26 protein-coding genes are annotated in these 26,269 nt (G+C 45.4%); 19 read left to right on the forward strand and 7 right to left on the reverse strand.

From position 1 onward, the window contains the following. Nucleotide 1: 1 nt before the first annotated feature. A complete protein-coding gene (locus KQI75_RS13520; RefSeq protein ID WP_246566296.1) occupies nucleotides 2–292 on the reverse strand; it encodes a transposase in 291 nt (96 codons plus the stop codon). Nucleotides 293–926: 634 nt separating this feature from the next. Between KQI75_RS13520 and KQI75_RS01445 the strand changes: the two genes are divergently transcribed. The 5 genes from KQI75_RS01445 (at nucleotide 927) to KQI75_RS01465 (ending at nucleotide 3,261) form a co-directional block, all read left to right on the forward strand. Next, a complete protein-coding gene (locus tag KQI75_RS01445) occupies nucleotides 927–1,145 on the forward strand; it encodes a hypothetical protein (RefSeq protein ID WP_216468908.1) in 219 nt (72 codons plus the stop codon). A gap of 48 nt (nucleotides 1,146–1,193) precedes the next feature. Continuing rightward, a complete protein-coding gene (locus KQI75_RS01450) occupies nucleotides 1,194–1,526 on the forward strand; it encodes a hypothetical protein (protein WP_216468909.1) in 333 nt (110 codons plus the stop codon). 141 nt (nucleotides 1,527–1,667) lie between these two features. Further along, nucleotides 1,668–2,051, forward strand: a complete 384-nt coding sequence (gene gloA2 / locus KQI75_RS01455) for an SMU1112c/YaeR family gloxylase I-like metalloprotein (protein ID WP_216468910.1) — start codon at nucleotides 1,668–1,670, stop codon at nucleotides 2,049–2,051. Next, nucleotides 2,044–2,826, forward strand: coding sequence for a hypothetical protein (locus KQI75_RS13525; protein ID WP_246566298.1), 783 nt, complete (start codon nucleotides 2,044–2,046; stop codon nucleotides 2,824–2,826). Before gloA2 ends, KQI75_RS13525 begins: the two co-directional genes overlap by 8 nt. A gap of 111 nt (nucleotides 2,827–2,937) precedes the next feature. After that, nucleotides 2,938–3,261, forward strand: a complete 324-nt coding sequence (locus KQI75_RS01465; RefSeq protein ID WP_216468911.1) for a hypothetical protein — start codon at nucleotides 2,938–2,940, stop codon at nucleotides 3,259–3,261. 66 nt (nucleotides 3,262–3,327) lie between these two features. Here KQI75_RS01465 and KQI75_RS01470 read toward each other — a convergent pair whose 3' ends face one another. After that, on the reverse strand, nucleotides 3,328–3,519 hold the full coding sequence (locus KQI75_RS01470; RefSeq protein WP_216468912.1) for a DUF6219 family protein: 192 nt from the start codon (nucleotides 3,517–3,519) through the stop codon (nucleotides 3,328–3,330). Between the two features lie 90 nt (nucleotides 3,520–3,609). Between KQI75_RS01470 and KQI75_RS01475 the strand changes: the two genes are divergently transcribed. Next, entirely contained in the window at nucleotides 3,610–4,491 is an 882-nt protein-coding gene (locus KQI75_RS01475) for a BCCT family transporter (RefSeq protein WP_407927174.1), read from the forward strand. Nucleotides 4,492–4,531: 40 nt separating this feature from the next. Next, nucleotides 4,532–5,434, forward strand: a complete 903-nt coding sequence (locus KQI75_RS01480; protein ID WP_216468913.1) for a sugar phosphate nucleotidyltransferase — start codon at nucleotides 4,532–4,534, stop codon at nucleotides 5,432–5,434. 791 nt (nucleotides 5,435–6,225) lie between these two features. Here the strand turns inward: KQI75_RS01480 and KQI75_RS01485 are convergent. Beyond that, on the reverse strand, nucleotides 6,226–6,918 hold the full coding sequence (locus KQI75_RS01485) for a PAS domain-containing protein (RefSeq protein WP_216468914.1): 693 nt from the start codon (nucleotides 6,916–6,918) through the stop codon (nucleotides 6,226–6,228). A 110-nt stretch (nucleotides 6,919–7,028) separates the two neighbouring features. Here KQI75_RS01485 and KQI75_RS01490 point away from each other — a divergent pair, with 110 nt between their 5' ends. The 9 genes from KQI75_RS01490 to KQI75_RS01535 all read left to right on the forward strand — a co-directional run bounded on the left by KQI75_RS01490 (nucleotide 7,029) and on the right by KQI75_RS01535 (nucleotide 20,635). After that, entirely contained in the window at nucleotides 7,029–8,501 is a 1,473-nt protein-coding gene (locus tag KQI75_RS01490; protein WP_216468915.1) for a polysaccharide biosynthesis tyrosine autokinase, read from the forward strand. Beyond that, a complete protein-coding gene (locus tag KQI75_RS01495) occupies nucleotides 8,498–8,857 on the forward strand; it encodes a CpsB/CapC family capsule biosynthesis tyrosine phosphatase (RefSeq protein ID WP_216468916.1) in 360 nt (119 codons plus the stop codon). The genes KQI75_RS01490 and KQI75_RS01495 overlap by 4 nt, the downstream gene beginning before the upstream one ends. Nucleotides 8,858–8,983: 126 nt before the next feature. Beyond that, complete coding sequence (locus KQI75_RS01500) at nucleotides 8,984–9,592, forward strand: glycosyltransferase (RefSeq protein WP_216468917.1); 609 nt, start codon at nucleotides 8,984–8,986, stop codon at nucleotides 9,590–9,592. A 302-nt stretch (nucleotides 9,593–9,894) separates the two neighbouring features. Continuing rightward, the gene (locus KQI75_RS01510) at nucleotides 9,895–11,292 is read left to right on the forward strand and encodes an ATP-binding protein (protein WP_216468919.1); all 1,398 of its coding nucleotides are present in this window, start codon (nucleotides 9,895–9,897) and stop codon (nucleotides 11,290–11,292) included. Nucleotides 11,293–11,628: 336 nt separating this feature from the next. Then, entirely contained in the window at nucleotides 11,629–13,353 is a 1,725-nt protein-coding gene (locus KQI75_RS01515; RefSeq protein ID WP_216469297.1) for a SpaA isopeptide-forming pilin-related protein, read from the forward strand. 125 nt (nucleotides 13,354–13,478) lie between these two features. Continuing rightward, nucleotides 13,479–14,468 (forward strand): class C sortase, encoded by a 990-nt coding sequence (locus tag KQI75_RS01520; RefSeq protein ID WP_246566300.1) that lies wholly within the window; start codon nucleotides 13,479–13,481, stop codon nucleotides 14,466–14,468. Nucleotides 14,469–14,499: 31 nt separating this feature from the next. Continuing rightward, nucleotides 14,500–15,051: an isopeptide-forming domain-containing protein gene (locus KQI75_RS01525; protein ID WP_330655449.1), complete on the forward strand. Its 552-nt coding sequence runs from the start codon at nucleotides 14,500–14,502 to the stop codon at nucleotides 15,049–15,051. A gap of 28 nt (nucleotides 15,052–15,079) precedes the next feature. Next, nucleotides 15,080–15,637 carry a sortase gene (locus KQI75_RS01530; protein WP_216468921.1) on the forward strand — a complete coding sequence of 186 codons (558 nt, stop codon included), beginning with the start codon at nucleotides 15,080–15,082 and terminating at the stop codon, nucleotides 15,635–15,637. An 18-nt stretch (nucleotides 15,638–15,655) separates the two neighbouring features. Continuing rightward, entirely contained in the window at nucleotides 15,656–20,635 is a 4,980-nt protein-coding gene (locus KQI75_RS01535) for a SpaA isopeptide-forming pilin-related protein (RefSeq protein WP_216468922.1), read from the forward strand. 102 nt (nucleotides 20,636–20,737) lie between these two features. Here KQI75_RS01535 and KQI75_RS01540 read toward each other — a convergent pair whose 3' ends face one another. Beyond that, nucleotides 20,738–21,748 (reverse strand): tyrosine recombinase XerC, encoded by a 1,011-nt coding sequence (locus tag KQI75_RS01540; RefSeq protein WP_216468923.1) that lies wholly within the window; start codon nucleotides 21,746–21,748, stop codon nucleotides 20,738–20,740. 218 nt (nucleotides 21,749–21,966) lie between these two features. Here KQI75_RS01540 and KQI75_RS01545 point away from each other — a divergent pair, with 218 nt between their 5' ends. Beyond that, nucleotides 21,967–22,920: an L-lactate dehydrogenase gene (locus tag KQI75_RS01545; RefSeq protein WP_216468924.1), complete on the forward strand. Its 954-nt coding sequence runs from the start codon at nucleotides 21,967–21,969 to the stop codon at nucleotides 22,918–22,920. Between the two features lie 69 nt (nucleotides 22,921–22,989). Here KQI75_RS01545 and KQI75_RS01550 read toward each other — a convergent pair whose 3' ends face one another. Next, nucleotides 22,990–23,565 (reverse strand): cytidylate kinase-like family protein, encoded by a 576-nt coding sequence (locus KQI75_RS01550; RefSeq protein ID WP_216468925.1) that lies wholly within the window; start codon nucleotides 23,563–23,565, stop codon nucleotides 22,990–22,992. Between the two features lie 179 nt (nucleotides 23,566–23,744). Between KQI75_RS01550 and KQI75_RS01555 the strand changes: the two genes are divergently transcribed. Next, entirely contained in the window at nucleotides 23,745–24,167 is a 423-nt protein-coding gene (locus KQI75_RS01555; RefSeq protein WP_216468926.1) for a Fic family protein, read from the forward strand. A 170-nt stretch (nucleotides 24,168–24,337) separates the two neighbouring features. Continuing rightward, nucleotides 24,338–24,841 carry a flavodoxin domain-containing protein gene (locus KQI75_RS01560; protein WP_216468927.1) on the forward strand — a complete coding sequence of 168 codons (504 nt, stop codon included), beginning with the start codon at nucleotides 24,338–24,340 and terminating at the stop codon, nucleotides 24,839–24,841. A 62-nt stretch (nucleotides 24,842–24,903) separates the two neighbouring features. Here KQI75_RS01560 and KQI75_RS01565 read toward each other — a convergent pair whose 3' ends face one another. Next, nucleotides 24,904–25,485 (reverse strand): methylated-DNA--[protein]-cysteine S-methyltransferase, encoded by a 582-nt coding sequence (locus KQI75_RS01565; RefSeq protein WP_216468928.1) that lies wholly within the window; start codon nucleotides 25,483–25,485, stop codon nucleotides 24,904–24,906. A 23-nt stretch (nucleotides 25,486–25,508) separates the two neighbouring features. After that, nucleotides 25,509–26,264 carry an aminotransferase class IV gene (locus KQI75_RS01570; RefSeq protein WP_216468929.1) on the reverse strand — a complete coding sequence of 252 codons (756 nt, stop codon included), beginning with the start codon at nucleotides 26,262–26,264 and terminating at the stop codon, nucleotides 25,509–25,511. Nucleotides 26,265–26,269 lie beyond the last annotated feature (5 nt).

The raw sequence follows: 26,269 nt of genomic DNA on the forward strand, positions 1-26,269 counted from the left end.
TTCAGATTTTTTTTTTCAACCAATCCACCTGCATGGTGAGCTGGCCAACTTTTTTCGCATATTCAGCTTTTTCCTTGCGCTCTAAAGCGAGCTTTTCTTTCAGGTTATCCTCTCGTGTGTCATCAAAAACCACAGATGCTTTATCGAGGAACTCCTTCTTCCAGTTGCGGAGAAGATTCGGCTGAATATTGTTTTCGGTTGCGATTGTATTTAAGTCTTTTTCTCCTTTGAGCAGTTCAATCACTAATTCTGATTTGAATTTGGCGGAGAAATTTCTTCTTGTTCGAGACATAATAATAATCCTTCTTTCTGTAGTGTTTACAGTATATCAGATTCATTAAGAAATGTCTCTTGAAGTGTCTTAAATTACGATACCATTATAGAGTAAGCGATCAATAATCCCCCGTGAAGGCAAAAAATAAGAGCACCTCGAAACCGAGATGCTCAAAAAATCGAGACAGATGGCAATATTCAGGGAGCGCCGTAGACCAAGGCAATAGCGGCAGGAGTTACTCACGAGTTGGCTCGTTTCCGAGTTTGGGAAGCTCCTGCAAAAGGAACAGAAGGTATCCAAAGGGATTCAGCTTGTTTGCTTGGGTAGTTTCAGCTATCAGACATCTTCTATAACACAGTCGGCGGAATGATTGGCGGGTTGATGTATTGTGCGGTGATGAAGGCAAGAAAGCGTCTGTAAAACTGGATGAAATTGTGATATACTGGGAGCGGTAGCTCCCTACGCTGCTCTATAAATAATCACACACCTCTCCGTGGTGAGCAGCAGGCAACGATCTTATGATCGGCTGAGATGTGAGAAGATAATTAGATTGGGGGACAATAAAATGTTTAGAATTAATCACAATGACGCAATTGAGTTGGAACATCAGGTTAGAAGGCTTTATGGCTGTGATCGAGGTGGCGTCTCTGGCATGGCTGATGCAGATTATTTTGAGGGCCATCCAATTCAGGCAGCAGTTTTGGTTGTTTCATATATTCATGCTAATCATCGTGAGAGTGGTCCGTACCAGTTCGATGAGTTCCTCAATAAATATGAGACTATTTTTGAATATCCAGACGAGAATAATGCAGCCGATGAGGTGAGAAATTATATTGATGAGCTCAGCGCAATTGTCGAGCAGTACATTTAATAATACTCAATGGAAAATGAGTGCGTGTATAAGAAAGGCTGAATGAATATGCCCAGAACGAAAGGCAGCAAAAACCGTCCCAAAATCAATACCACCAACGACTACGTATCCCAGATCGCAGAGAAGCAGGAGACTATTGCATCTCTGAATACTGAGATCGCATCCATCCAGAAAGCGATTGAAGAGCAGAAGAACACATTGAAAGAGAAGAAGTCTGCTCTGAAGAAGGTCGAAAAAGAAGTGGCAACGTTGGAAGCGAAGAAGGCAAAGGCAGATGCTAAGGCCGCTGAAGAAGCGAAGAAGACCGAAGCAGAGGCTGTGCTGAAGAAGCTGCTGGCAAGCGGGATGAGTGCGGATGAGATTCTCGAAAAACTGAAATAAACAAGAACCCAAGAAAAAAATAAATGCCGTGTGGACAAACTGAACTCCAGGAGTTTACACGGTATTTTTTGAAGGCTGTCATATAGCTTGTGATGGAAATAAAAGAAGGATAAAATTAAAAGAAATGGAGTGTGATATAAAATGAACTTATCAAAAATACATCATATTGCAATCATCGTATCTGACTACGAAGCTGCTAAGGATTTCTATGTGAACAAGCTGGGATTCTCTGTCATCAGAGAAAACTACCGCTCGGAGCGCAGGGATTGGAAGTTGGATCTTCGTGTCAATGAACTTACGGAGTTGGAGATTTTCGCTGAGGAAAACCCTCCGAAGCGTGTGAATCGCCCGGAAGCATGTGGGCTGCGTCATCTTGCTTTCTGTGTTGATAGCGTTGAGCAGACTGTGAAAGATCTGACAGAGGTTGGAATTGAATGTGAGCCAATTCGTGTTGACGATTATACAGGCAAGAAGATGACTTTCTTCCATGACCCGGATGGATTGCCGCTGGAGCTGCATGAGTAAAATGAAGAAAACAAGAAAACCAGGCGGCGGTCGGAAGAAGCTGAAGCCGGAGTACGATGTCGGGAAGAATCTGAAAGAGCAGATGGATGCGGCTGTGACGCTTTATGATTCTGAGATGTCCTTGCAGGCCATCGCCGATGCTCTAGCTCTAAACCCTATCAAAGTAAGAAAACTGCTCATCACGGCAGGTGTGTATGAATCTGAAGTGGCGGAAAAAGTAAAAAACACTTTTGAAGAATACAGAGAAACACAGGACTACAAAACCTCCATACTCTCAACTGCAAACACCCTGAAACTCTCCAAAGCCTCCGTCACTTCGTACCTGCCTTATAAAAAAGGCGTGTACTTCCCAAATACAGCAGACAAAGAGAAAATCAGTGTCGGAGCAGAGCGACAGCGGAGATACAGAGCAATGAAGCGGTGGAGGAATGATCCGACAGAAGAAAACTTCTGGGGAGTGGTTGTAGCCTATGCTGGAGTAAAATTTAAGACCTACTCCGGGTTGCCATTCTCTTACGAAATAAAAAAAGGTAGGAACGGCGAGTACACGAAAGAGCTGTGGATCGACCGTCGGGAGAAGAGTAAGAGTTTGGCATGGAGTTCTATATTTTTGGCACTAGGAAATATAAAAGAAGAAGTAGTAGAGAGACCCAAAGCTCTGGGCGATATCCGGGGAGTGACTTACATTTATGGGATGTTCTATCGGTTTGGACTGATTGATGTGCCGGATGAAGTGAAGGAGAAGATGGGACATCCGAAAACCCGCAAAAAATAGGTTGCTATGTACAGAAGTGTGCGGTAATATGTGCCGTAACTGAGGATGTGAATCTCGGTTGGGAAGGATGGTAGCATTATAGAAAAATTGAAGGAAATGCTGGAGGAGTATTTGAAGCAAACAGAGCCGGAGTATTACCCGCCAGTGGAGAACCTGCTGGATTTGATCTACGAGCATTATACAGAGAACAACCCAGTAGAGAAAAACACAGTTGCTGGGAAAGCAGCAAAGGCCAAGGAAAAGGAACTGGAAGAGTGGCTGCGTGGGCTAGATGGTATGGATAGGTTGGTAGATGACTATGTCGGAGATAAGATTCCGCTCTGGGAGAAGATCATGGACCGGCAGGGAACGGTGTGCTGTACATGGGAGAAGACCGCTTTTGAGGAAGGTCTGAAAGTCGGAATTCGGCTCATGATGGAAGTGTATAGTTTGTGACGGAAATAAAGTGAACTCCTGGAGTTCAAAAAAAGCCCTCGCTTGTTGCGGCGAGGGCGTGTGTTCTTATTTTTCAGCCTTTTCAGCTTTTTTCTTCTTCGGCGCGATTTTATGACCAGAGTAGATTGCCATGCCCATGCAGACCAGAGAGCCGCAAGCGAAATACTTGTGAGCCTGCATCAGTTTCTTGCAGCCTGTGTAGAAGCATCCTGCCATGCAGGCAAGTGCGCCGAGTGACCAATATTTATGTGCTTTCATTTTGTGTGTCCTCCTTATCTTCTTTCTGTATTTTGAGCAATTCCTCGATTTCCGTTTTACTCGCCGGCCGTACTGCCTTTTTATTATCGTGTGCTACCGCTCCATGTTGCTGTTAGCCGTACTGTAATCAATATTATTATTCTTCTGATTACCTGTGCTGTATATACATATTCCTTGCTACATGGATTTAAGGGAATCAGCAAGCTGGCAAATATTTGTATTTATATGTTCTTTGGTCTGATTGCTTTTGTGCTGCTGTTTGGTGGAGAAACACGGTATATTATTGAAACTGGTTTTTCTTCTCTTGGCCGGATGATACAGAACTTTGTTGATCTGTCTACGTTCACTGACCCGCTTCGCACATCGAATTTCCCGCAGAATTGGACGATCTACTATTGGGCTTACTGGATGGTTTGGTGTGTGGCTGCGCCGTTCTTTATCGGCAGCATTTCTCGCGGTAGAACAGTACGTCAGACAATTCTTGGTGGTTACATATTTGGTGTTGGTTCTACATTGACAAGTTTTATTGTACTTGGGAACTATTCTATGGGAATGCAGGTCACTGGAAAGGCTGACTTTATTGCGCAGTATCTGGAGAACGGAGATCTGTATGGCATGATTGTTTCTATCATCAAAACGATGCCGGGTGCACCTGTTATTATGGTAGTTGTCCTGCTAACGATGATTGCATTCTATGCAACTTCTTTTGACTCGATTGCTTTGACGGCATCTTGTTACAGCTATCACACATTGAAAGATGATGAGCAGCCGAATAAAGGCATTCAGTTGATGTGGTGTATTCTGCTTATTTTGCTTCCGATTGCTTTGCTGTTTGCAGAAAGCTCCATGAATAATCTTCAGTCAGTGAGTATTGTGGCGGCATTCCCGATTGGGGCGGTAATCGTGATGATTGCGGTCAGCTTTATGAAGGATGCTAAAAAATACATGGAAGAACTCGGCAACAATAAATAATTTATGGTTTTGTAATTTTAGACGAAAGAGAGAAATTAAGATGAACACAACATTACTTATCATGGCTGCTGGTATCGGTAGCCGTTTCGGAACAGGAATTAAGCAGTTGGAGCCGGTGGATGATGCTGGTCATATCATTATGGATTACTCGATCCACGATGCGATTGAAGCAAGCTTCAACCATGTAGTATTTATCATCCGTAAGGATATCGAGAAGGAGTTTAAAGAGGTTATCGGCGATCGCATTGCCTCCATTTGCTCTTCTCATAATGTAACTGTTGACTATGCTTTCCAAGATATCAATGATATCCCAGGAACTCTGCCAGAAGGCCGGACAAAGCCGTGGGGAACCGGTCAGGCTGTGCTTGCAGCGAAGAAGGTCATCAAGACTCCATTTATAGTCATCAATGCAGACGATTACTACGGCAAGGAAGGTTTCAAAGCTGTACATGAGTATCTGGTGAATGGTGGCAAGTCCTGCATGGCAGGCTTTGTGCTGAAGAACACGCTGTCTGATAACGGTGGTGTGACCCGTGGCATCTGCAAGATGGATGATCAGAACAATTTGACTGAGGTTGTGGAAACCAAGAACATTGTAAAGACCGCAACTGGAGCAAAAGCAGACGGCGTGGCTGTGGATGTAAATTCTCCGGTTTCCATGAACATGTGGGGATTGACTCTGGAGTTTCTGGATGTACTGGAGGAAGGCTTCAAAGAGTTCTTTGAGAAAGAAGTTCCGGGCAATCCACTGAAAGCAGAGTATCTGATCCCAATCTTCATCGGCGAACTGCTGGAGCAGGGAAAGATGTCAGTGAAGGTTCTAAAGACCAACGACACCTGGTACGGCATGACCTACCATGAGGACGTTGCAGCAGTAAAGGACAGCTTTAAGAAGATGCTAGAGAACAGTGTGTACAAGGCTGACTTGTTCAGTGATCTGTAAACGACGATGAAAGAAACGATTGATTTACTCGGAAAGATCCTCACAAACATCCTGACTGCTCTGTATGAGCCGTTTGGTTTTTCACTCCTGCTTTCCTTCCTAGCCATGTTTTTCTATCTTTATGCTTATGAGTCAATACATGCTGGCAAAGGCTGGAAGAATGCCATAGTGACATGGTATCAGGAATTCAAAGAGAGCGTGTTCTTTCGGAAACTATTCTTCTTATCTGGGAAAAGATCATGGACCGACAGGGAACGGTGTGCTGTGCATGGGAGAAGACCGCTTTTGAGGAAGGTCTGAAAGTCGGAATTCGGCTCATGATGGAAGTGTATAGTTTGTGACGAAAATAAAGTGAACTCCTGGAGTTCAAAAAAGCCCTCGCTGTGTGTGATACACAGTGCTGCTCCTGCGCACGGATTCCGAGGAGCAGCGGCAGGCACGAGAGCATCAACAGGAAAAATAGCACTGCATCGCAGGGCGCAGCCGAACGGGAACCGTTCGATCAATCAGGGGTTTTGGGGAAGATATCCCCAACGAGCAAAGGGAGATTTCCGGATGCCGGAAATCTCCCTGTTCGTCAAGTTTGTATAAACGCAGGCATTACTTGCCAAAGAACATAAATCCTTTACCGTCTCAGACGCTTTCAAAAATAAATTTGCCTGCTGTTCACAACTACGCCCTTGATTTTACCGTATGACAGTAGGCAAAAAATAAGTCGAAGGCTACGCTGTCATAAATGTTTCGGTGAGTAACGTGTACGCATCGATTACCGTGATGCTTTTTCCGCTGATTTATTGCTCCGCCACTTGCAACACACAGGCACAATAGCCGGGTTCAGGCTGATAGCAATGGATGATAAGATTCTTGTCGACCTCGGGACTGTAATCATGGAGGGTGTGCTTTGTACCGTTTAACGCCACATCTGCATATGCTACAAGCCACTTTTTATCACCATTGGGGAATACCTTGTAAAAAGAGCGGTTCAGCATTTCTTCTATGGGAATGCCTTCCACCACCGCCATTTCCGCGTTGCAGTAGCGAAAAATAAAATCCACGCCGCGGCCGTCCTCGTTAAAGATAAGCTCTATCACGCAGAATGCCAGTGGCATATCGTCCAGAAGGCTGCATTTTTCCAGCATACTCAAGGGATGAGGCTTCGTTTCGGCCAGCCTTATTTCTGCACTTAAACGGCGATGGCTGCTCATGCCGCGCTTGCGTCCCTGAAAAGTGCGGCCATCCGACATGGTATAAACGCCATCGTTGCTGATATTTACAATTTGGCTGCGGCACACGACCGTCCTCTTGCTGATGCTCAAAAAATCGCTTTCCGGCAAAGCAGACAGAACGTTGTGTACCGGTACGAACAGTGCAAATTGCTTGCCGTCCGTGCGTTGAATGACTGTTTTGCGGTCTTTGCGGTAAATATACAGGATATTTTCCGCACAAAGACCATGCTTTTGGAAGCATGCGTTCAAGTCGGTCATAGAGATGCGCCAATCAGCAAAACCAGACAACCGATACACAGAATCTGAACCAAGAAATAATCAGCACGGTTACGGCGACTGTCCTGCAAACGCTTAAGGCAACCGGTCAGATGTCTGGCGAGAGTAAAGAACATAAAAATAACAGGATGGAGTCTAAGACCGTCGATCTGGTGGGAATGTTTTTTCGCATTCTGGAAAGATTCTGGATTGTGCTGGTATGTGCTGTTATTTGCGGAATACTTGCTGAAAACAGTGTGACGACCTACAGCGCAACATCAAAGCTCTATATTGTGAACAAGGACAGTTCTGGTGTCAATATTGCAGACCTGCAATTGGGAACGGCGCTGACACTGGACTATCAGGAAGTTTTCAAAACATGGGAAGTTTACAAAATGGTGACTGAGGAATTGGATCTTCTTTATTCCTATCAACAAATGCAGTCTATGCTGACCATCAGCAACCCGGAAGATACCCGTATTCTTTATATTACGGTTACGCATCCAGATGCAAAAATGGCAGCGGACATCGCCAATTCTTATGCCAAGGCCGCAAAAATATTCATCGCCAATACCATGGAGGGTGTTGAACCCAGCGACTTTTCTGTTGCCATGGAACCCAGTGTCGGTAATGGCGCAAGTGCAGTCATTGGTTTTGTTGGCGGTGGCGTGCTGGCGGTGGCGATTCTTGCGATTCTGTTTGTGTTGGACAACCGCCCTCGTTCTCCGGAATCGATACAGCAGTACGGCGGTATTCCCACACTGTCCGTATTCCCTGCTAATAAAAATAAGCGTCATGCAGGAAAGTTTACATCGGAGAAAAAGAAAACGGCCGCAAAGAAGCCTGAGAGAAGCGGCAATTGCCTGGAAATCTCAAACTTTCAGCCATTGGATTATGTGTGCCATGAGGCAATGAATACCCTTTGTACCAATCTATCCTACTGTGGCAAGGATATTCGCAAGATCATGATTACCAGCCGCTACGCAGGAGAAGGAAAATCCTATATTGCCATGAATCTTCTGTGTACACTGTCTCAGCTCGGAAAAAAGACGGTTTTGGTAGACGCGGATTTGCGGGCATCAGGGATTCAAAGTGACTATCGTTTGAGATACAGCACACAAAATCATTATGGTCTGTCAGAATATCTGTCCGGCATTTGCAGTCTGAAGGAAGCTGTTTATCAGACGGATTGGCCGAATACATACATGATTCCTGCTGGACATGAAGCGCCTAATCCGCTTCAGCTTTTGGATACTCAGGCTATGGGTGATCTGATCGAGCAGCTTGCAGGACAGTTTGATGTAGTGTTGATAGATACACCTCCTGTAGGAATACTGGTGGACGCAGTTGCTCTGGCGAAATTCTGTGACGGTGCCCTGTTAGTAGTTGGTTACTGCAAGGGTAAGCAGCAGGAAATTAAAGATGCGGTTGAAAGCATCAAGCAGACAGGATGTAAAGTGCTGGGGGCGGTTCTCAATGGCGTAAAGTTCAACAGCATGAGTAACCGGCATTACTATTACAGCTCCGAGCGTTATGCTGGTCACTATAACAAGCGTTATTACACAAGCAAAGAGAAAAAACAATGAACCAAGTATTGACGGATATTCACCAACATTTGATATGGGGGATGGATGATGGCGCAAATTCAAGGGAAACCATGTTCTCTATGCTCCGGGAGGCTCACCGCCAAGGCATTAAAACAGTCGTGGCCACATCTCATGCAGAACCGGGTGCAAATACGATTCTGCACCCTCGAAACTATTGGGAGCGGAGATTTACGAAATATATGTTGCAGGAAGGCGGGGTGGATGCAATTGCATCGGATGCACATAACTGTGAAAACAGGCCGGTGAATCTGGAAGCGGCGTATCAATGGCTTGTCCTTCATACAGATGCGGCATATGCGCAGGAATTAGTGACCTTTAGCGGTGAGCTGATATGACAAAGTGCAGACAGACATATACCAAAGGTTCGCTGGGATGTTCGGTATCTGAAAGAATTCGGATTCTGGACAGATGTAAAAATCGTACTTTCAACCATTTCGAAGAGTATAGGAGGGAATCAGGCATTGAAAATCACGCTCATTGCAAATGACACAACATTCATCTATAACCTTCGACGGGAAGTTCTTGCAAAACTGGTCGAAGAAGGTCATCAGGTAACCGTATTGTGTCAGTTTCTCTCCCATAGAGAAGCGTTGGAACAGATTGGTTGCAGGTTGTATGATATCCCGATAGGCAGACGAAGCACAAATCCTTTGGCAGATCTAAAACTGCTTTGCAAGTTTTTTCAGATACTGAGAACAATAAAGCCGGATGTTGTTCTTACAAACAACATAAAGCCCAACGTATACGCAGGGATTGTCTGTCGCGTATTGGGCATTAAATATATTCCCAATATCACCGGTCTTGGGACGCCCGTTGAGAACTCCGGAAAACTGCAATTTCTGGCAACCCGTTTGTATAAATACGGAGTTGCTGGGGCAGATACCATTTTCTTTCAAAATGAGGAGAATGTGCGTTTTTTTGAGCAGCATCATATGATGTCGAAGAAATCTCATCTGTGTCTGTTGCCAGGTTCGGGCGTAAATCTTCAGGCACATCCGGAGCTTCCTTACTCGCCCGGTGATGTTGTTCATTTTCTTTTTGTGGCTCGTCTGCTTTTGGAAACGATGTGATGATTGGCAGAGATTTGAAGATATTCACCAAGAATCACAAAAGCGACAGGACAGATATCCCAATGAGGCTTCAAGGCTTTACAGAAATATCTTCACTCGTCATTGGAAATGATGTTTGGATCGGTGACGATGTGATCATTACGGCCGGATGCTGCCATATTGGTGAAGGAAGTATTCTGGCAGCGGGGCTACAGTAGTTCGACTTATACTACTTGACTTTGCAAGCTATTTGATTTATTATACTCGTAAGAAAGTAACTTACGAGTTACTAACTCACGAGTATAATAATTGGAGGCGAGCGGATGAGTCGGTTTTATTGCCGTGAGGAGGAGCTGCGAAAACTGAATAAACGGTACGCAGATGATAAGTTTGAGTGCATTGTCATCTACGGCAGACGGCGTGTTGGTAAAACGGCACTGATCAATGAGTTCTGCAAAGATAAGCCTACCATTTTCTTTTCTGCATGGAACACGACAGGAAAGGAAAATCTGGAAGCTCTCTCAAAGTCGATTATGAGTTATGAGCGGCCGGATATGGAGTCTGCACCGGAATTCAGGTCCTACGATGCAGCCTTGGATGAGCTGACAGCACTTTCAAAGGAAAAGAGGATTGTCTTTGTTATTGACGAATATCCGTATCTTGCGAAAGCAAAACCAGCTATTTCGGCGATGCTGCAGCACATCATCGACCACAAATGGACAGAGTCCAAAATGTACCTGATTCTTTGCGGTTCATCTATGAGTTTTATGGAGAGTCAGGTACTTGGAAAAGAAAGTCCGCTGTATGGCAGACGAACAGGCCAGTTCAAAATTGAATCGCTGGACTATAAGGAAACGGCTGTATTCCATCCGAGCCTGTCTGCAGAGGATAACTCTCTGATTTATGGAATTACGGGAGGAGTTCCTCACTATATCAACAAGTTGGATGTGAGAGACAGTGTGGATGAAGCCTTGTTGGATAATTTCTTTGACCGTTCCAGCTATCTATATGAGGAGCCAGGAAATCTGCTGAAACAGGAACTTCGGGAGCCGGCCATTTATAATGCAATCATCAAAGCGATTGCAGAAGGTGCTTCCCGAATGAACGATATCAAGATGAAAGTCGGCGAGGAGAACTCAGTCGTATCGAAGTATCTGAAAACACTGATCAACCTTGGCATTGCCAAAAAGGAAACGCCGATTACAGAAAAACCGGGCAAGAAAACCATCTATTTACTGGCTGATAATTTCTTCCGTTTCTGGTATCGGTTTGTTCCGGTCAATATGAGTGCCATTGACTCGGGCAGAATCGTAAAGACCTATCCGCATGCTGTAAAACAGTACCTTCCGGATTACATGGGTCTGATTTTTGAGCAGATGTGTCAGGATTATCTGCTTTATTATTCAGACAATCTCCCAATTGAACTGAGCGAAATCGGTCAGTGGTGGGGGACAGACCCAAAGAAGAAAAAGCAGATACAGATTGATATTGTCGGAACACCTGTTGAGGGTAAGGACTATATCATCGGTTCGTGCAAGTACAGAAATGAAAAAGTTGGTGTGGATGAACTCGATTTGATGCGGGATTACGCATCGGTATTTGGAAAAGGCAACAACTATCATTATTATATTTTCTCGAAAGGCGGATTCACGGATGGACTTCTTCAGGCACAGGAGCGTGGTGAAGTGCAGCTGATAACACTGGAAGATCTCTACAAGTAAACAACGCAAGCGCCCCTGCTGGTGAAGACTGGCAGGGTATTTTTATGCAGTTCAGTGGGTTTGTCTATCAGCTTTGCGCCCTCTGTTACACTCTGGCACGAACAACCGCCGCAGGTTAAGAAGCAGTTCCCCTTTCGATTTTTCGGAAAACCGAAAGGTAATACGGGAAACGGAAAGTGATAACGCTTCTCGTTTGTGGTATACTTTTATAGTAGTCAATTCTGTAAAAATACCGTAGAAAAAGTAAAAAACATAACAGAAGAACAGGGCGCTTGTAAATTTATGGGTTTTCCCATTGATCTAATAAAAAATTTTCATGAAAGGACTTGAAAAAACATGAAGAAAACTTTCAAACGGCTGGGAGCGGTGCTTCTTGCTGCGTTCATGCTGCTCAGCACAACCATCTGTGCGCTGGCAGATGAAAAAACACCGGCAAGCACATCGACGACTAGCGACACGATCACGCTGAAAGTCAGCAACGTCGCCGACGGCGATACGGTATCCGCGTATAAGCTTGTATGGTATAATACGAACGGAAATGGCTACGAATTTGATGAAAGTTTCGAAAGGTACATTAACACCGAGAAAAAGAAACCTGATGCACAGGCATATCTGGCAGGTTTGGACGCCACAGGCGTAAACACGCTGCTGGCAAGCTATGCAGCTAAGTGTAACGAGGAAAACTCGGGGTACACACTGCCGAATGATAAAATTGATAGTAAGGCAGCTAGTAACGACACAGCTTCACTGGAAGGTTTGACGCCGGGTTATTATCTGCTGCTCACAAGTACGTCTCCAACAAACAACCGTATTTACATGCCACTTTCCGCTTTTGTCAAAATGGACGGCAATGATCTGGTTGTTTATGCCGGCAAAAATAGCGATCCTTTGACAGCTGAGACGGACAAGTCGTATAAAGTCAGTGCCAAGGACGAAACTGGCCCGAACATTGACAAAAAGACCAATGCAACAAAGGGCAGCGAAGAAGCAACTTGGAAAGAAACCGCAGCTGCCGGTGTTGGCGAGACCGTTCGATTCTATGTCCAGGTTAATATTCCGAAATATACGGATGGCACAAAGCTGAATCTGACGGTAAACGATACGCTGACCAATTTGGAGTATAAGCCAAATTCTGCAAAGGTTTATGCAGAAAAACCTGAATTAGATGCTAAAGGTGTTATTGGCAATCCGACGACAATAGACGACGCAATTAAAAACACAACAGATATTGCCGGAAAATACAATACCGAGACTGGCAAGCAGGATCTGAAGTTTGAATTGGATTATGAGAAGATCATGAAGGATGCTACACAGTTGAGAACAGTATATGTTTACTATGAAGCTATTGTAAAACCGGAAGCTGTTAAGAATGGGAAGAATGAAGGTACAAACGTTGCAAGTTTGACCTATTCCAACGCATCGAACCCTAAGTTTGATCATACAACCGATAAGGAAACTACCAAGGTGTTTAGTTACTACCTGAAGTTAAACAAAGTGAAGGGTGAGAAGACTGACTCATTGCATGGTGCAGAGTTCTCCGTTTATACAACGGAAAAAAGCGACACACCTCTTTCGTTTGTGAAAGTGTCGGATGATAATGGTAAAACGGAATACTATCGTCCGGCGGTAGGAAATGAGGCTTCTTCTACTTCTGCCGTAACAAAGATTGAAGCTGACTTCCAGATTCGCGGTCTGGACGCAGGCACCTATTATCTGGAAGAAGTTAAGACGCCGAAGGGCTACACCAAGCCGAAAGGTCGTTTTAAAATTGTAATGACATCGCAATTTGATGAGAATGGCGAGTATACCGGTAAACTGGACTCTAAGAAAGAACAGACTTATATGGAAGCTGTAGAGGATGCTGATAAGAATTTAGTTTACGCAGGCTCTAGTGCTGATTCGAATCTAATGTATCAGTTCTCTGCAACAATCAAGAACTTCTCCACCCCGAATCTCCCGACCACGGGCGGTACCGGCACGGTGCTCCTGTCCATCGGCGGCGTTGTTCTGATGGCAGCAGGCGCATATCTGCTCTTCTTCCGCAAAAAGAAGGAAAATTAAACCATACATACCTATCAAATCGCCGTGAGGGATTTTCCTTGCGGTGATTTGATGATATGGAGAGCTCTCTAAGCAATTTAGAGAGCCGTCCATATCAAGAGAATGCAAAGAAGGAGTCACACGGATTGAAAGCACAAAAAGTCATTCGAATGATTTTTGCGATTCTCATATTTGGAGCGGGCATTGCCGCGCTGTTCTATCCGGTGTTTAGCGACATTTGGAATCAGCATCGTCAGAACAGCATGATGGATGACTATCAAGACACCGTGCAGCAAATGACAGAGGAGGATTATTCCGCCTATCTCAAAGCGGCGCAGGACTATAACGCCACATGCAGTCAACAGATATATGATTCGTTTAGCGGGGAGGAGCTGCCCACCGATGATTTGTATTGGTCTCTGCTCAATATCTCCGGTGACGGCATCATGGGCTACATAGAAATTCCCAAAATCAGTGTGCGTCTGCCCATTTATCATGGCACTTCGGAAAAGGTTTTGCAGCAAGGCTTGGGACATTTGCTTGGCACATCTCTGCCGGTCGGCGGAAAGGGAACACATTGTGTTCTGTCCGGTCATCGCGGCTTGCCGTCAGCATTGCTGCTCACCAATTTGGATAAAGTCAAAGTGGGTGATGTGTTTTATCTGCATGTGCTTCATGATACACTCGCCTATGAGGTAGACCAAATTCAAACGGTTGATCCGAGCGATGTAGAAGCACTGCAAACACCGGAAGATGGCGATTATGTAACCTTGATTACGTGTACGCCATATGGCGTGAACACCCAGCGGCTTCTTGTGCGCGGACGCCGCACGACCGTGCCGGAGAAAGCACAAGAAGTGACACCTGCGCAGCAGGTGCTGACGAGCTTTGGCTGGAAAATATATGTCTTGCTTGCAGTAATTCTTTTGTTTTTATTGTGGTTGATTTTACTTTGGCGAAAACGGCGTAAAAAACGCAAAGCGAAACAGGAGCGTGAATGTATTGAGAAGGATTCTGACAATTGGAAAGTTATCGAAGAAGTTTTTGCTCGGTCTGTTGACAGCCGCTCTTCTGATTTGTCCGGCGACAGCAATCGAGACGATACATACAGAACAGACAGGGAGTCTGACCATTAAAAGCAGCTATGGCGGACAGCCATTAACAAACGTGCCGTTTGCTGTGTATCGCGTGGCAGATGTGTCGCAGTATGGAAGCTTTACCCTTCTGCCGCAATACACGGGCAGCAAGGCGGCGGTCAATCAGCTGACACAGGATGCTGCGATAGATTGGCGCAAGGCAGCGCAGCAGCTGCGCACATGGACGCAGAACCATGCCATCTCCGCAGATGCGCAAAAAAATACCGATAAAAACGGCACAGTGACGTTATCACAGCTGCGGGCAGGTTTGTACTTGGTGGTTGGTTCGGATACGAAAAGCAAAGGAAAAACATATTGCAGTGCTCCGTTTTTGGTCTCTGTTCCGGAATTGACAGAAAATCAAACAGCATGGCAATACGATGTGACGGCAAATCCAAAAAGTGAACCGGAGCACACCAAACAGCCGGAGGACAAACCAAAAGATGACACCCCGACAAAAAAACCGAAGAAAAATCTGCCGGATACCGGCATCCTGCAATGGCCGATTCCAGTGCTGGCGGGCAGTGGCTTGGCGCTCATGCTGATTGGCTGGAAGATGAAGAAAAACAATCGAAACAAATAAAAAATATTGCTATAGGAATGAGAAGCATATGAAACATCGAATCGGCGCATGGCTTGTGCGTCTTGGTTGTCTGTGTATCTTGGCGGCATTGGTATTCCTAACGCATAATATCCGGGAAGAACAGCAGGTCGAGCAAGCAACAGACACTGCATTGACCGGTGTACAACAAGCCATTGCAGACGGAGAAGGTGAGGCGGAAACAGTCACGGTTGACGGAGAACAATATCTGGGATATTTGTCCATTCCGGATTTGAACCTGACACTGCCGATTTTGAGCACATGGGATTTCAACCGGTTGAAAATTGCACCGTGCAGATATTCCGGTTCTCTGACAGATGGCAAGCTGGTGATTGCTGCGCACAATTATGTCCGGCATTTTGCCAAGCTGTATACCTTGAAAAAAGGCTGCCGCATCGGCTTTACCGATACAGCAGGTCGAGAATATCGTTACACGGTGCAAGCAATCCAACGATTAAAGCCGACAGACGGAGAACGCATGGTTTCCGAAGATTGGGATTTAACCTTGTTTACCTGCACATATCGAGGAAATTTGCGTGTTGCTGTTCGCTGTACACAAGAAAAATAATCAATCGAGAGGTGGAAAATGAAATTGCATAAGAAAAATTGGACGGTTTTATTCACCATCTTTTGCGCTGTGCTGTGTCTGCATATGTTTGCGCGGGCAGCCCAGCCGACAAGCCGCAACGGAATCAATATAGACTCACACATTGTAGCGGCATCCATGGCATACCAAAACGGAGAAGAGTGGATTCCCATTGACGAGAACACAAGCAATATTCCGGCAGATGCCAGATTGAAAGTGATTGTGTCGTATGATAACGTCGATGCCGATGACCTGCTGCAGCATGACAGAACGCTCAGCTATACGATTCCTGATCTATTTCAGGACACATCGGTTGCAACAAATACGATTTATGATGCAGAACGCAATAAAATCGGTGATATTACTGTTGATAAAGAGACAAAGCAGATTTATCTGACATTTACAGAGGAGTTCCTCAAAAAAGAGGAAGGAGAACACATCAAGGTCAGCGGCAACTTTACCTACTATACCTCCGCCAATCAGGACGAAGTTAAAAAGAAGCCGACGCAGGAAGTTCCCATCGGCAATACAACGATTCGTCTGAACTTTGAATCGGACAGCAGTGCGCGGCTAGGCAATCTTCAAATTTTCAAGAGTGAGCCGTCCTATATAGAAGAAAACGGCGAACCGTATTTGATTTATACACTGACGGCGACAACAACAGATGACGCGATGCCGGAGGTAAAGGTTGTCGATACATTCACAGCCAATCAGTCATATGTAGATTCGTATGTCGGCGTCACCGGCACAGAAACGCAGGTTGCAGCCGGTGAAACAACGGCACATACCCCGTATGAAACTGATACGAGCAAACAAAGCACGGTATATCTGGGTGCTGCTGTGACGAATGACAATCCGATTCCGCAGCCGGCGGGAGCCAGCGCACAAAATCCGGGCGTCATGGTGTGGAATATCGGCGGCATGGATGCACACGAAACGCGGACGCTGACGTATCGTGTGAAGCTGAAGCCTGAATATATCGGCATACAGAGCCGCGGCACGATTACCAATCAGGCAAGTGCATATTCCAAGACCTATCCGCACGGCACGGCATTCGCTGCATTTACGCCTAAAACAAACGCACAAATCAAAAAGACGCTTGGCTCTTATCAGGCAGATGGAACCGGCGGCGGTACGCTGACCTATCAGATTTATGTCAAAGCAGACAGCAGCAATACCTATACGCTGAAAAATCTGAAAATTCATGATAATCTGGCAGCGACAGATTCTTCTTTGTATCCGTATATTGAATATGTTTTGGACAGCTTCAAGCTGTACAAGGGAAATACCGCAGACGAGAGCAAGAGCATGGATTTTCCGGCGAATAAGCATACCAACAAGAGCAATCCGGACATCACCAACTCTGACACCGAACAGAGAATGGATGCGTACATCGGTGACGTGGAACCGGGCGGCGAACGCGTTTTGACGTACAAAATGCATGTGAAGCCGGAGATGTTCACCAGCACAAACAACGAAATAAAAATCAAAAATACTGCCGCTGTATACTCTGACGATACAGTGAACGGCGGAAACAGCCAGTTTGCAAGCTCCAGTCAGGAAAAATCGTTGGGCAAGAAGGTCTGGAATAGAAAGCTCCAGAGCAGTGCCACGGCATATGAAAAGAAAATCACGGTGCCGGATAACGAGCTGATTTACAATACACAGCTCCAAGTAGATTCCTCCGCCGCACATAGCTTCTCTGTGCCGAAAGGCAGCTTTGAGTATCATGTTGTCGTCAATGAGGACGGCAATTGGGATCTTTCTTCCGCAATTTTCAACGATGCACTGAAAAACTATTACCTCAAGTACGCGGGATATCTAAAGATTGCTTATTATAAGGAAGGCCTAGCTACGCAGCCGTCCACAGATACAGAAGCTGCGAACCAGCTGCAAAAAAAGACCCCAGACAGTGTAAAGTGGATTGATATTCACGGACTCAGCAGCTTCACGCTCTCTCCAAAAGACTTGGGACAAAACGAAAAGGGCGCATACCTGCTGACATACTATGCGACACCGGAAGGAACCGATAATGTCACACAGGTAACGTCCGGCAATTCATTTGGCTTGAGCGGCACAGGCATCGGCCCGAACGGCGAAAATGTGGTCATTGCGGGCGTAAATGTCTCAACATCTACCGTTATCGAGGGCGGAAAAAACTTTGAAGCGTCCAAATCCGGTTGGTATTATGATTACATCAATAAAACATCAAAGGGTGACGCTAAAAACGGTAAATTGTATTGGGTAATTGAAGTAAGCGGCAATGAAATTCCAAAGGGCACGGTATTCCGCGATGTGCCGAGCACCTCAAAGGGCGAAACGCATTGGATGCGCAGAGAAAGTATGGTAAACGGCGGTGTCTTTGTCGGAAAAATCCCGAATGGCAAAAGCTTTACGGAATATTACGGCAGCATCAGCGATGTGAAAAGTGACTCTGCCATGCGAAAGCTGTCCGGCAATGAGCTTAACAAAGGAGCTGTACCGGTAAATGCTGATTACAGCTGGGATGCAGCAAATAAATGGGCAGAATTTACGATGCGAAAAACGATTTCCCTCAAAGAGGGAGAACGCATGTATATCGTTTTCTGGACAGGACCTGCTTCTTCGATCGGCAATAGAGATGCACGTACATTTTGGAATGAACTGTATACGAAGGACAGTTCCTCTTCTGATTTTGTATCGCACGGCGATACCAGTATGACGGTTGCCGGCGCCGGCAATGACTTCAAAGAAACCGGCGGTGTGTATAATTTTGACGGCACGCAGTGGACAACACAAAATTCCATCTTGGGCAACACCGACAGAAAGCTCCTGAAAAATCAGATCACAGAGGGCGGATCGTATATTGACTGGCGCGTCAAGCTCAACTATATTGGCGTCACGGAAGGAACTGTGCAGGTAGAAGATCAGCTGCCGGAAGGTGTCGATCTGACCTATGTTCGCTATTTTTGGATTGATCCGAGCATTCGAAACAATGAAAGCGCACCGAGAACAGAAGAAATTCCGGAATTAGAGAACAATCCGGATTGGAAGCGTATGGAATTGACCGGAAATCTGGACAATGCTAATGTAAAATATACGTGTATTTCGTATTATAATGCGAAAACAAGACAAATCCGAATGCAGGTCTCTAATCTGAAGAAAGGCGGAGATAAGGATAAGCGTTCGCTGGAAGTGCAGGTTGTTGCAAGGGTGACAGACGAAGCAGTGCTTTTGGATAATCAGTCGAAAAAACTTGTCAACACCATGACGGTTCGAAATGAGTCCGGCAAGACGATTTCTACAGGCAGCGCAGTCGCTTCTGTAGGTCATGCTACGATTTCCAAATCAAAAGCGGATATTGTGGACGGCAAACTGCCGTTTACCATTACAGTCAATGCATTGAGCGAAGATTTGCTCAAGGATTCCGATACCATTACCTTGGTAGACGAAATGCAAAGTCCGCTGCGTTTTGATCCGAGCTCCATACAGATTACGGACAAAAATGGTGCTGTCGTCACAAATCTTTCACCGAAGATTGAAACGACCAGCACTGGAGAAAAAATGACATTGACAATTCCGGACAATCAAAAATATACGATTACCTACAAGGCAACGCTGAATGCGCCTCCGGACACGCCGATTTCCGTCAATAACGCGGCATATTGGTTCGGTCACAACAACAATATTGCAAAGATTGAAAACACCACTGTTCAGTACCATGTAGAATCCACGGCATCTACACAGAACAGCCCTGTTCTCAAGGTAGAAAAGCTGGACAAAGACAACACAACCAAGACGTTGGCGCATGCTGTATTTACTGTACAGAAAGCGGTTTACGACACAGCAAACCAGCAGTGGAAAGCAGAGTCTTCCAGTGCAGTGCATACTGCGGAAACAGATGATACAGGCTTTGCCGTGTTTGGCAAGGATGAAACCTTGGAATACAATACCGTCTATTGTTTGAAAGAAACCAAAGCACCGGACGGATATGTACTGGATTCCACGCCAAAGTATATTGCCATAGCAAAAAAGGTCGGAGCAGTTGGAAACGAAACATATCCGGCGGAGCTGAACACATGGGCGAGTCAAGGTGTGGATGTGTACTATCTCAGCTCGATTTACTCGTATACGATGTACAATCAAAAGGGTTCTATCACGCTGGATAAGAGCTTCCTTTTCAGCAATGGACAGACAATTCCAAATGGTAAAACTCCAAATCTGACCTGTTCGTTTGCATTGTATCAATACAATGGCGGCAACTATGATTACAGCAAGGCAAAGAAGCTGCAAACGTTGGAGATTACAAGCAAAGACGGCGTGCTTTCTTACCGAAACAATGGTGCTTCTGTAGAGAAGCCGGTGTTTACAAAGCTGCCGGTTGGCGGACAGTTTTGTGTTCTGGAGTTGGATCAGGCGGGAAATCCGTTAAAAAATGGAGCGACAGGCACTCTGGCGAATGGTACGCAGTATACCGTGACGTATGAGAATGCCGGAGAAGCTCTGACCGTTCAAGGCACGAAAGAGACCGTGGCAAAGATTCAAAATCGTTTCCGCATGGAGTTGATTTTGAAAAAGATCAATGCGCAGGGAGAGACGCTTCCCGGAGCAGTGTTTGAAATCTGGAACGGAGACAACCTGCATGGAACGTATACCGTTCGTGCGGATGGAACCGTAAACATCTCTGATTTGGCAGATGGAGAGTATACCATCAAGGAAAAGCAGGCGCCTTCCGGATATAAGAAACGAAACGATTCCGTTACCATTCGTGTGGCAGATGGCCAGATTTCTTATGCAGAAAGCAACAAGGGCAACACCTCCGATTGGCTATTGGGCAAGCCGAATCAAGAAAAGAACAGCTGTGTTTTGACTGTGACGAATGAACAACTCAAGTGGCTGCCGACAGCCGGCGGGCGCGGTCTGCTGCCGCTGACGCTCCTGAGCGGCGCATTGATTGGCGCAGGCGCTTGGATACTTGTTCGAATGAAACGCAGCAGGTAAAAACTGTTTGTGTGTGCGCTGCGGACAGTGTCACTGGAATAAGACAAAAAAACTGCTTTAGCCGGTCTAAACCATGGCTAAAGCAGTTTTTTCACCAAAATCTTATTCTTCTGATTTTTTGCGCTTAAACGATGCAAGCGGGTTGTTTCGCGCGGCATCGCGCATATTGGCATCATTGATATGTGTGTAAATCATGGTCGTGTTGATGCTGTCGTGACCCAAAACATCCTGCAGCGTGCGAATATCCGTTCCGTTCTTATACATCAGGGTCGCAGCGGTGTGGCGCAGCTTATGTGCAGAATATTTGGACGGGTCTAAGCCGGCTTTGGCGATGTATTTCTTGACCAATGCTTCTACCGATGTTTTGCGAATGCGGTTGCGCTTTTTGCTGATGAACAGTGCGCCGGCATTTCCGGTGTCGTTGTTTGGTGTCAGTCTGTGCGGCAAATATTCATTGATGGCATCAATGCAGGCGTCATTTAAGTACAGCATACGTTCTTTGTTGCCTTTGCCGAGCACACGAATTTGATTTTCTTTGATGTCAGAGATATTGAGACCACATAACTCCGAAACACGAAGTCCGCAGTTGAGAAACAGCATCAAAATACAATAATCCCGCTCTTTGAATGGACCGTCTACCGATTCCAACAGTTCTACACTTTCTTCCATGCTCAGATATTTTGGCAGGGAACGGCGGACGGACGGATATTCCAAATTTTGAATGGGATTGTGGTCGAGCAAATGCGCCTTGTCAGTGAGATACTTAAAAAAAGAGCGCAGGGCGGAGACCTTTCGCGCACGCGATGCCGCCATCAAACCAATTTCGCTGTTGTCGGAATTCATGTGTTTGGGGCGATCCTGTACGGTATACATCAAAAAATCGTAGGCATCGGATAGGGTAATGGTCTTGATATATGCAATATCAATGTCTTTGATTGGAATTTCATCAAAGGGAATATCATCAACTTCGCCGCGTTTTTGCTTGATATAGCGGAAGAACATGCGGAGATCCAGATAATATTCTTTCACCGTCTTGGGAGAGGAACCCTTGATCGTCTGTATATAGGACAAAAAGTCGTTTAAAACCTGCGGGGATTCGTGGTAGTGATTCATATACTTGTACTCCTCAATGATAATGCTTCTATTATACTGTATTTTGGCGATAGACTCAAGATATAACAGAACAAAAAAACATTTTTGTTCTGTTATAAAAATTTACATATCATTGCTATTTTTTTAACAATCACGTGCGAAAAATGTGGTATACTATAAATATTGACAGGAAAGACTGTGAGACATGAAGTCTTTCTGTGCGAAGGAGGCAACACAGTATGAAGAATAATCCGAAAAAAGCGGCGGTTATCGGCTGTGGATTCGTTGGTGCAGCAACCGCATTTACCTTGATGCAGAGCAAGCTGTTTTCTGAACTTGTTTTGCTGGACGCCAATCACGACAAGGCAGTCGGCGAGGCAGAAGATATTGGACATGGCATTCCGTTTGCTGGCGAAATGGATATTTATGCTGGTGATTATGATGACATTGCCGACTGCTCGATTATCATTGTGACAGCCGGTGCAAATCAGAAGCCAAACGAAACCCGTTTGGATCTGGTTCAAAAAAATGTTGCCATTTATAAGAGCATCATTCCGGAGATTGCCAAGCGGAACTATGAAGGCATTCTGCTGATTGTCTCGAATCCGGTTGACATTCTCACGTATGTCGCACAGAAGCTCAGCGGACTGCCGGAGCGCCGCGTCATTGGTTCGGGTACGGTTCTGGATACCGCACGTCTAAAGTATGCACTGAGCCAGCATTTGAATGTTGACAGCCGCAATATTCACTCGTTTATCATCGGAGAGCACGGAGACAGTGAGATTGCCGCTTGGAGCAGCACCAATATTTCCGGTGTTCCGCTGGATGATTTCTTGGAGATGCGCGGTCATATGCATCCGGATATGGATAAACAGGAAATCGCAGAAAAGGTCAAGAACAGTGCGTATGATATTATTGCGAAGAAGCATGCGACGTATTACGGCATTGCGATGTCTGTCCGCCGCATTTGTGAATGCATTGTTCGGGATGAGAAATCTATCCTGCCGATTTCGACAGTGATGCATGGAGATTTTGGCATAGAAGATGTTTGCCTGAGCATGCCGACAATTCTCAGCGCGGAAGGCGTAGAGACTCATATTCCAATCGAACTGAGCGAAAAAGAGCATACAAGCCTGAAAAAATCAGCAGATACGCTGAAAAACATTATCGCCGGATTGGATTTGAGTATGTAATCTTTTTATACAAAATACAAGTCCCGTTGTATGAGTTATCGCGGTTCATACAACGGGACTTTTCGCATGTTACTTTTCCAAATGTTTCTCTGCAATATATGCTTCAATGACACGGGCAGTGCCTTCCACACCCAAGCTGCTGATATTCAGGCACAGGTCGTAATATTCCGCCTGTCCCCAAATCTGATTGGTGTAATACTTGTGGAATTCCTTCCGATTGTTATCGGTATCCGCAAGCAAACGTTCCGCCTTCCGCTTGGAAATCTTCTTCCAATTTTCCAAGTTTTGAACACGGACATCGCGATCTGCAGAGAGAAAAATACGGATGCTGTCCGGTCGATTCTGGAAAGCGTAATTGCTGCAGCGTCCAATGACAACGCAATCTTGCTCGCCAATCAGATTTTGCAGCGCATGAACCGGAACCTGTAATGCATCATATTCGCCATAACCTGCGGCGATCGAATACAGCAGGCTGTTGACCGGTGTTTCGCTGAAGAAATTCGGAATGCTTTCGTACAGTCCGGTTTTCTGCGCCATATCAATCAACGCGTCTTTATCATACAGCGGAATGTGATAGTGCTCAGCCAAAAGCTGACCGACTTGCTTGCCGCTGCAACCGCTTTGTCTTGCAATCGTAATAATCATACGAATTACCTCCTGTTTCTATAATCATATCAGATTTATGTATGATTTGCAACGTGGCGTGAAAAATTAAGTGTGAATTTTTACGTGAAAATTTTCAAGAAAATCCTCTGAGTGTTTGATTTAAGGCGAATTTTGTGTAAAAATGTGTTGAAAACTTAAAGTGAAGTCAAATTTAAAATTTGCCATCAATCAAGGATTGTTTCATTTTTACACCAAATAACGGAACTATAGTCGATCCGACCTGTACTGCGTTTGACAGAGCTGGAAAAGACACGTATAATGGAACAGTCGAATGTACAAGGGCGAATGCACATGATCTTGCGACAGCCAAGGGTAACGGCAAGTTTATCTCGTATCATTATGATGAAGTATCAATTCTGATTCTAGCCATAGTTATAGTGCTAATTATACGCGAAAAAAGAGCAGAGGATTTAATAATGATATGGATCACAGCAGAAGATGTAATTGCTATCCACAGTAAAATTGTTCAGATAGTCGGCGGAATAGATGGTATCCGCGATTGTGCCGGATTAGAAGCTGCAATTGCAGATAGGAGTGCCAAAGAAGCTGGTTTGCTCGATTGGATTACATTACATCTGTAACTAACCACAAGGCAACACAAATCAAATGCGATTTGCGTTGCCTTGTTTTTTTCTAAATCTATATTGCAAATTTTGTAACTGGAAAGAGCGCCAATACATTGACAAGTGTAAATCAGTCCAGTATACTATAGGTAACCGAACGGTTACTTACTCATAAGGAGGGTACATTCATGAAAGCGATTGTTTACACGACCAATGCGGGAAGTACAGAGCAATACGCCAAGCTGCTGGTGCAAGAAACAGGGCTGCCGGTATATTCGTTGGCAGAAGCAAAAAGAACGCTTTCCTCTGGCACAGAGATTGTATATCTGGGCTGGATTATGGCGAGCACGGTAAAGGGCTATGCGGACGCTGCAAAACGGTATCGCATCTGTGCGGTTTGTGCTGTCGGTATGGGACAGACGGGAACACAAGTCGATGTTGTGCGCAAAAAGAATGCGATTCCGCAGCAAATCCCGCTGTTTACCTTGCAGGGAAATTTTGATATAGAAAAACTGCATGGTATGTATCGCTTCATGATGCAAATGATGGTCAAATTCGCCGGAAAAGGTCTCTCGAACAAGCAAAACCGCACGCCGGAAGAAGATGATATGCTGGACATGATGCTGCATGGCGGCAATCGCGTGTGCATAGAAAATCTGCAAGCCGTGCTGGATTGGTATAAAAACTGTTAAACAGAATCAAATAAAACAAAACTCTGACCGTCTGATTTATGATAGACAGTCAGAGCTTCTTTTCATTTTGGAATGGTAAACGAATGCATATCGCATTTTTCCAGCGTTAACAGCTGGATTTTTTTCTCGATTCCACCTGCATATCCTGTTAAACTTCCGTTTGTGCCGACAACCCGATGACAGGGGATAAGGATGGAAATCGGGTTATGCCCGACAGCACCGCTTGTGCCGACAACCCGATGACAGGGGATAAGGATGGAAATCGGGTTATGCCCGACAGCACCGCCGACCGCCTGCGCAGACATGCGGGAAATCCCTTGCTTTTTGGCAAGTTGCCGTGCAATTTCTCCGTATGTGGTTGTATGTCCGTATGGAATTTGCAACAGCATCTCCCAGACAGATTGCTGAAACGCCGAGCCAAGCGGGTGCAATGGCGGCAGAAAATCCGGTTTCATCCCGCGAAAATACATATCCAGCCAGCGTTTTGTATCGGTCAAAACAGACGTTTCTCGTTCTTGGTGTTGCGCATCGAGGGAGCGGGCAAAATACGTTTGTCCTTCAAACCAAGCGCCGGTTAAGCCATTGGCATCAGCTGCCAACAGCATGTTTCCCAGAGGAGACATATATTGTGTAGTGTACATCATGCAAATCAGTCCGCCTTTTTCTTTCAGTATAGCGCAGTTTGCTGATGCACACAAGCGGCATGATATTTTTCACGCAGCGCAGTGCTTACAGCGCGGCTGGAAAATACGATGCCATCCAAATCATGCACCGGCATGATGCCCATGAGAGAGTTGGTAACAAAACATTCGTCAAAAGTCGTAATATCCTGCGGATAAAGAATTTGTTCCCGCACATCGGTTGTTTCGCAAACAAATCCTCGCAGGATACCGGGAAGCATTCCGCACGAGAGCGGAGGAGTCACGATTTTTCCTTCTCGTGCAAAAAAGATATTGCTGACGGTTCCCTCGCAGATTTGACCTTTCGTGTTCAAAAAGATTCGTTCCTGTTTTCCTGCCGCCGCAGCAGCCCGTTTTTCTATGATGCAGTCTCCGTAATTTAGCGTTTTATACTTTATAAGTGGAGAGGTATCGTTTCTGCGAACGGAGCTGATATCAACAGAAAACCCGTGCTGATAGGACTGCTGTGTATATGGATTTTTGCGCAGCCGAAAGAGTGTATTCCGCGGCGTGAGAACGACTTTTAATGCACAATGTGACAAATCTTCCTGTTGGTTTTCTAGGTAGTCGTGGACAGTCTGCTGCGTGATGCCGGCGGCTGAAAAATCAATCTGCAAAAATACGGCCGCTGTGCGCAGGCGCTGCAAATGCTGCTCCAAGAAGATAGGCGTTCCGTGCTCCACAGCAATGGTTTCAAATGCGCCAAGTCCAAAAGAAAACCCGTCATCTAATAAAATTTCCATAAAAA

Origin of the sequence: Butyricicoccus intestinisimiae, from assembly GCF_018918345.1 — a bacterium.
GTDB lineage: Bacteria > Bacillota > Clostridia > Oscillospirales > Butyricicoccaceae > Butyricicoccus_A > Butyricicoccus_A intestinisimiae.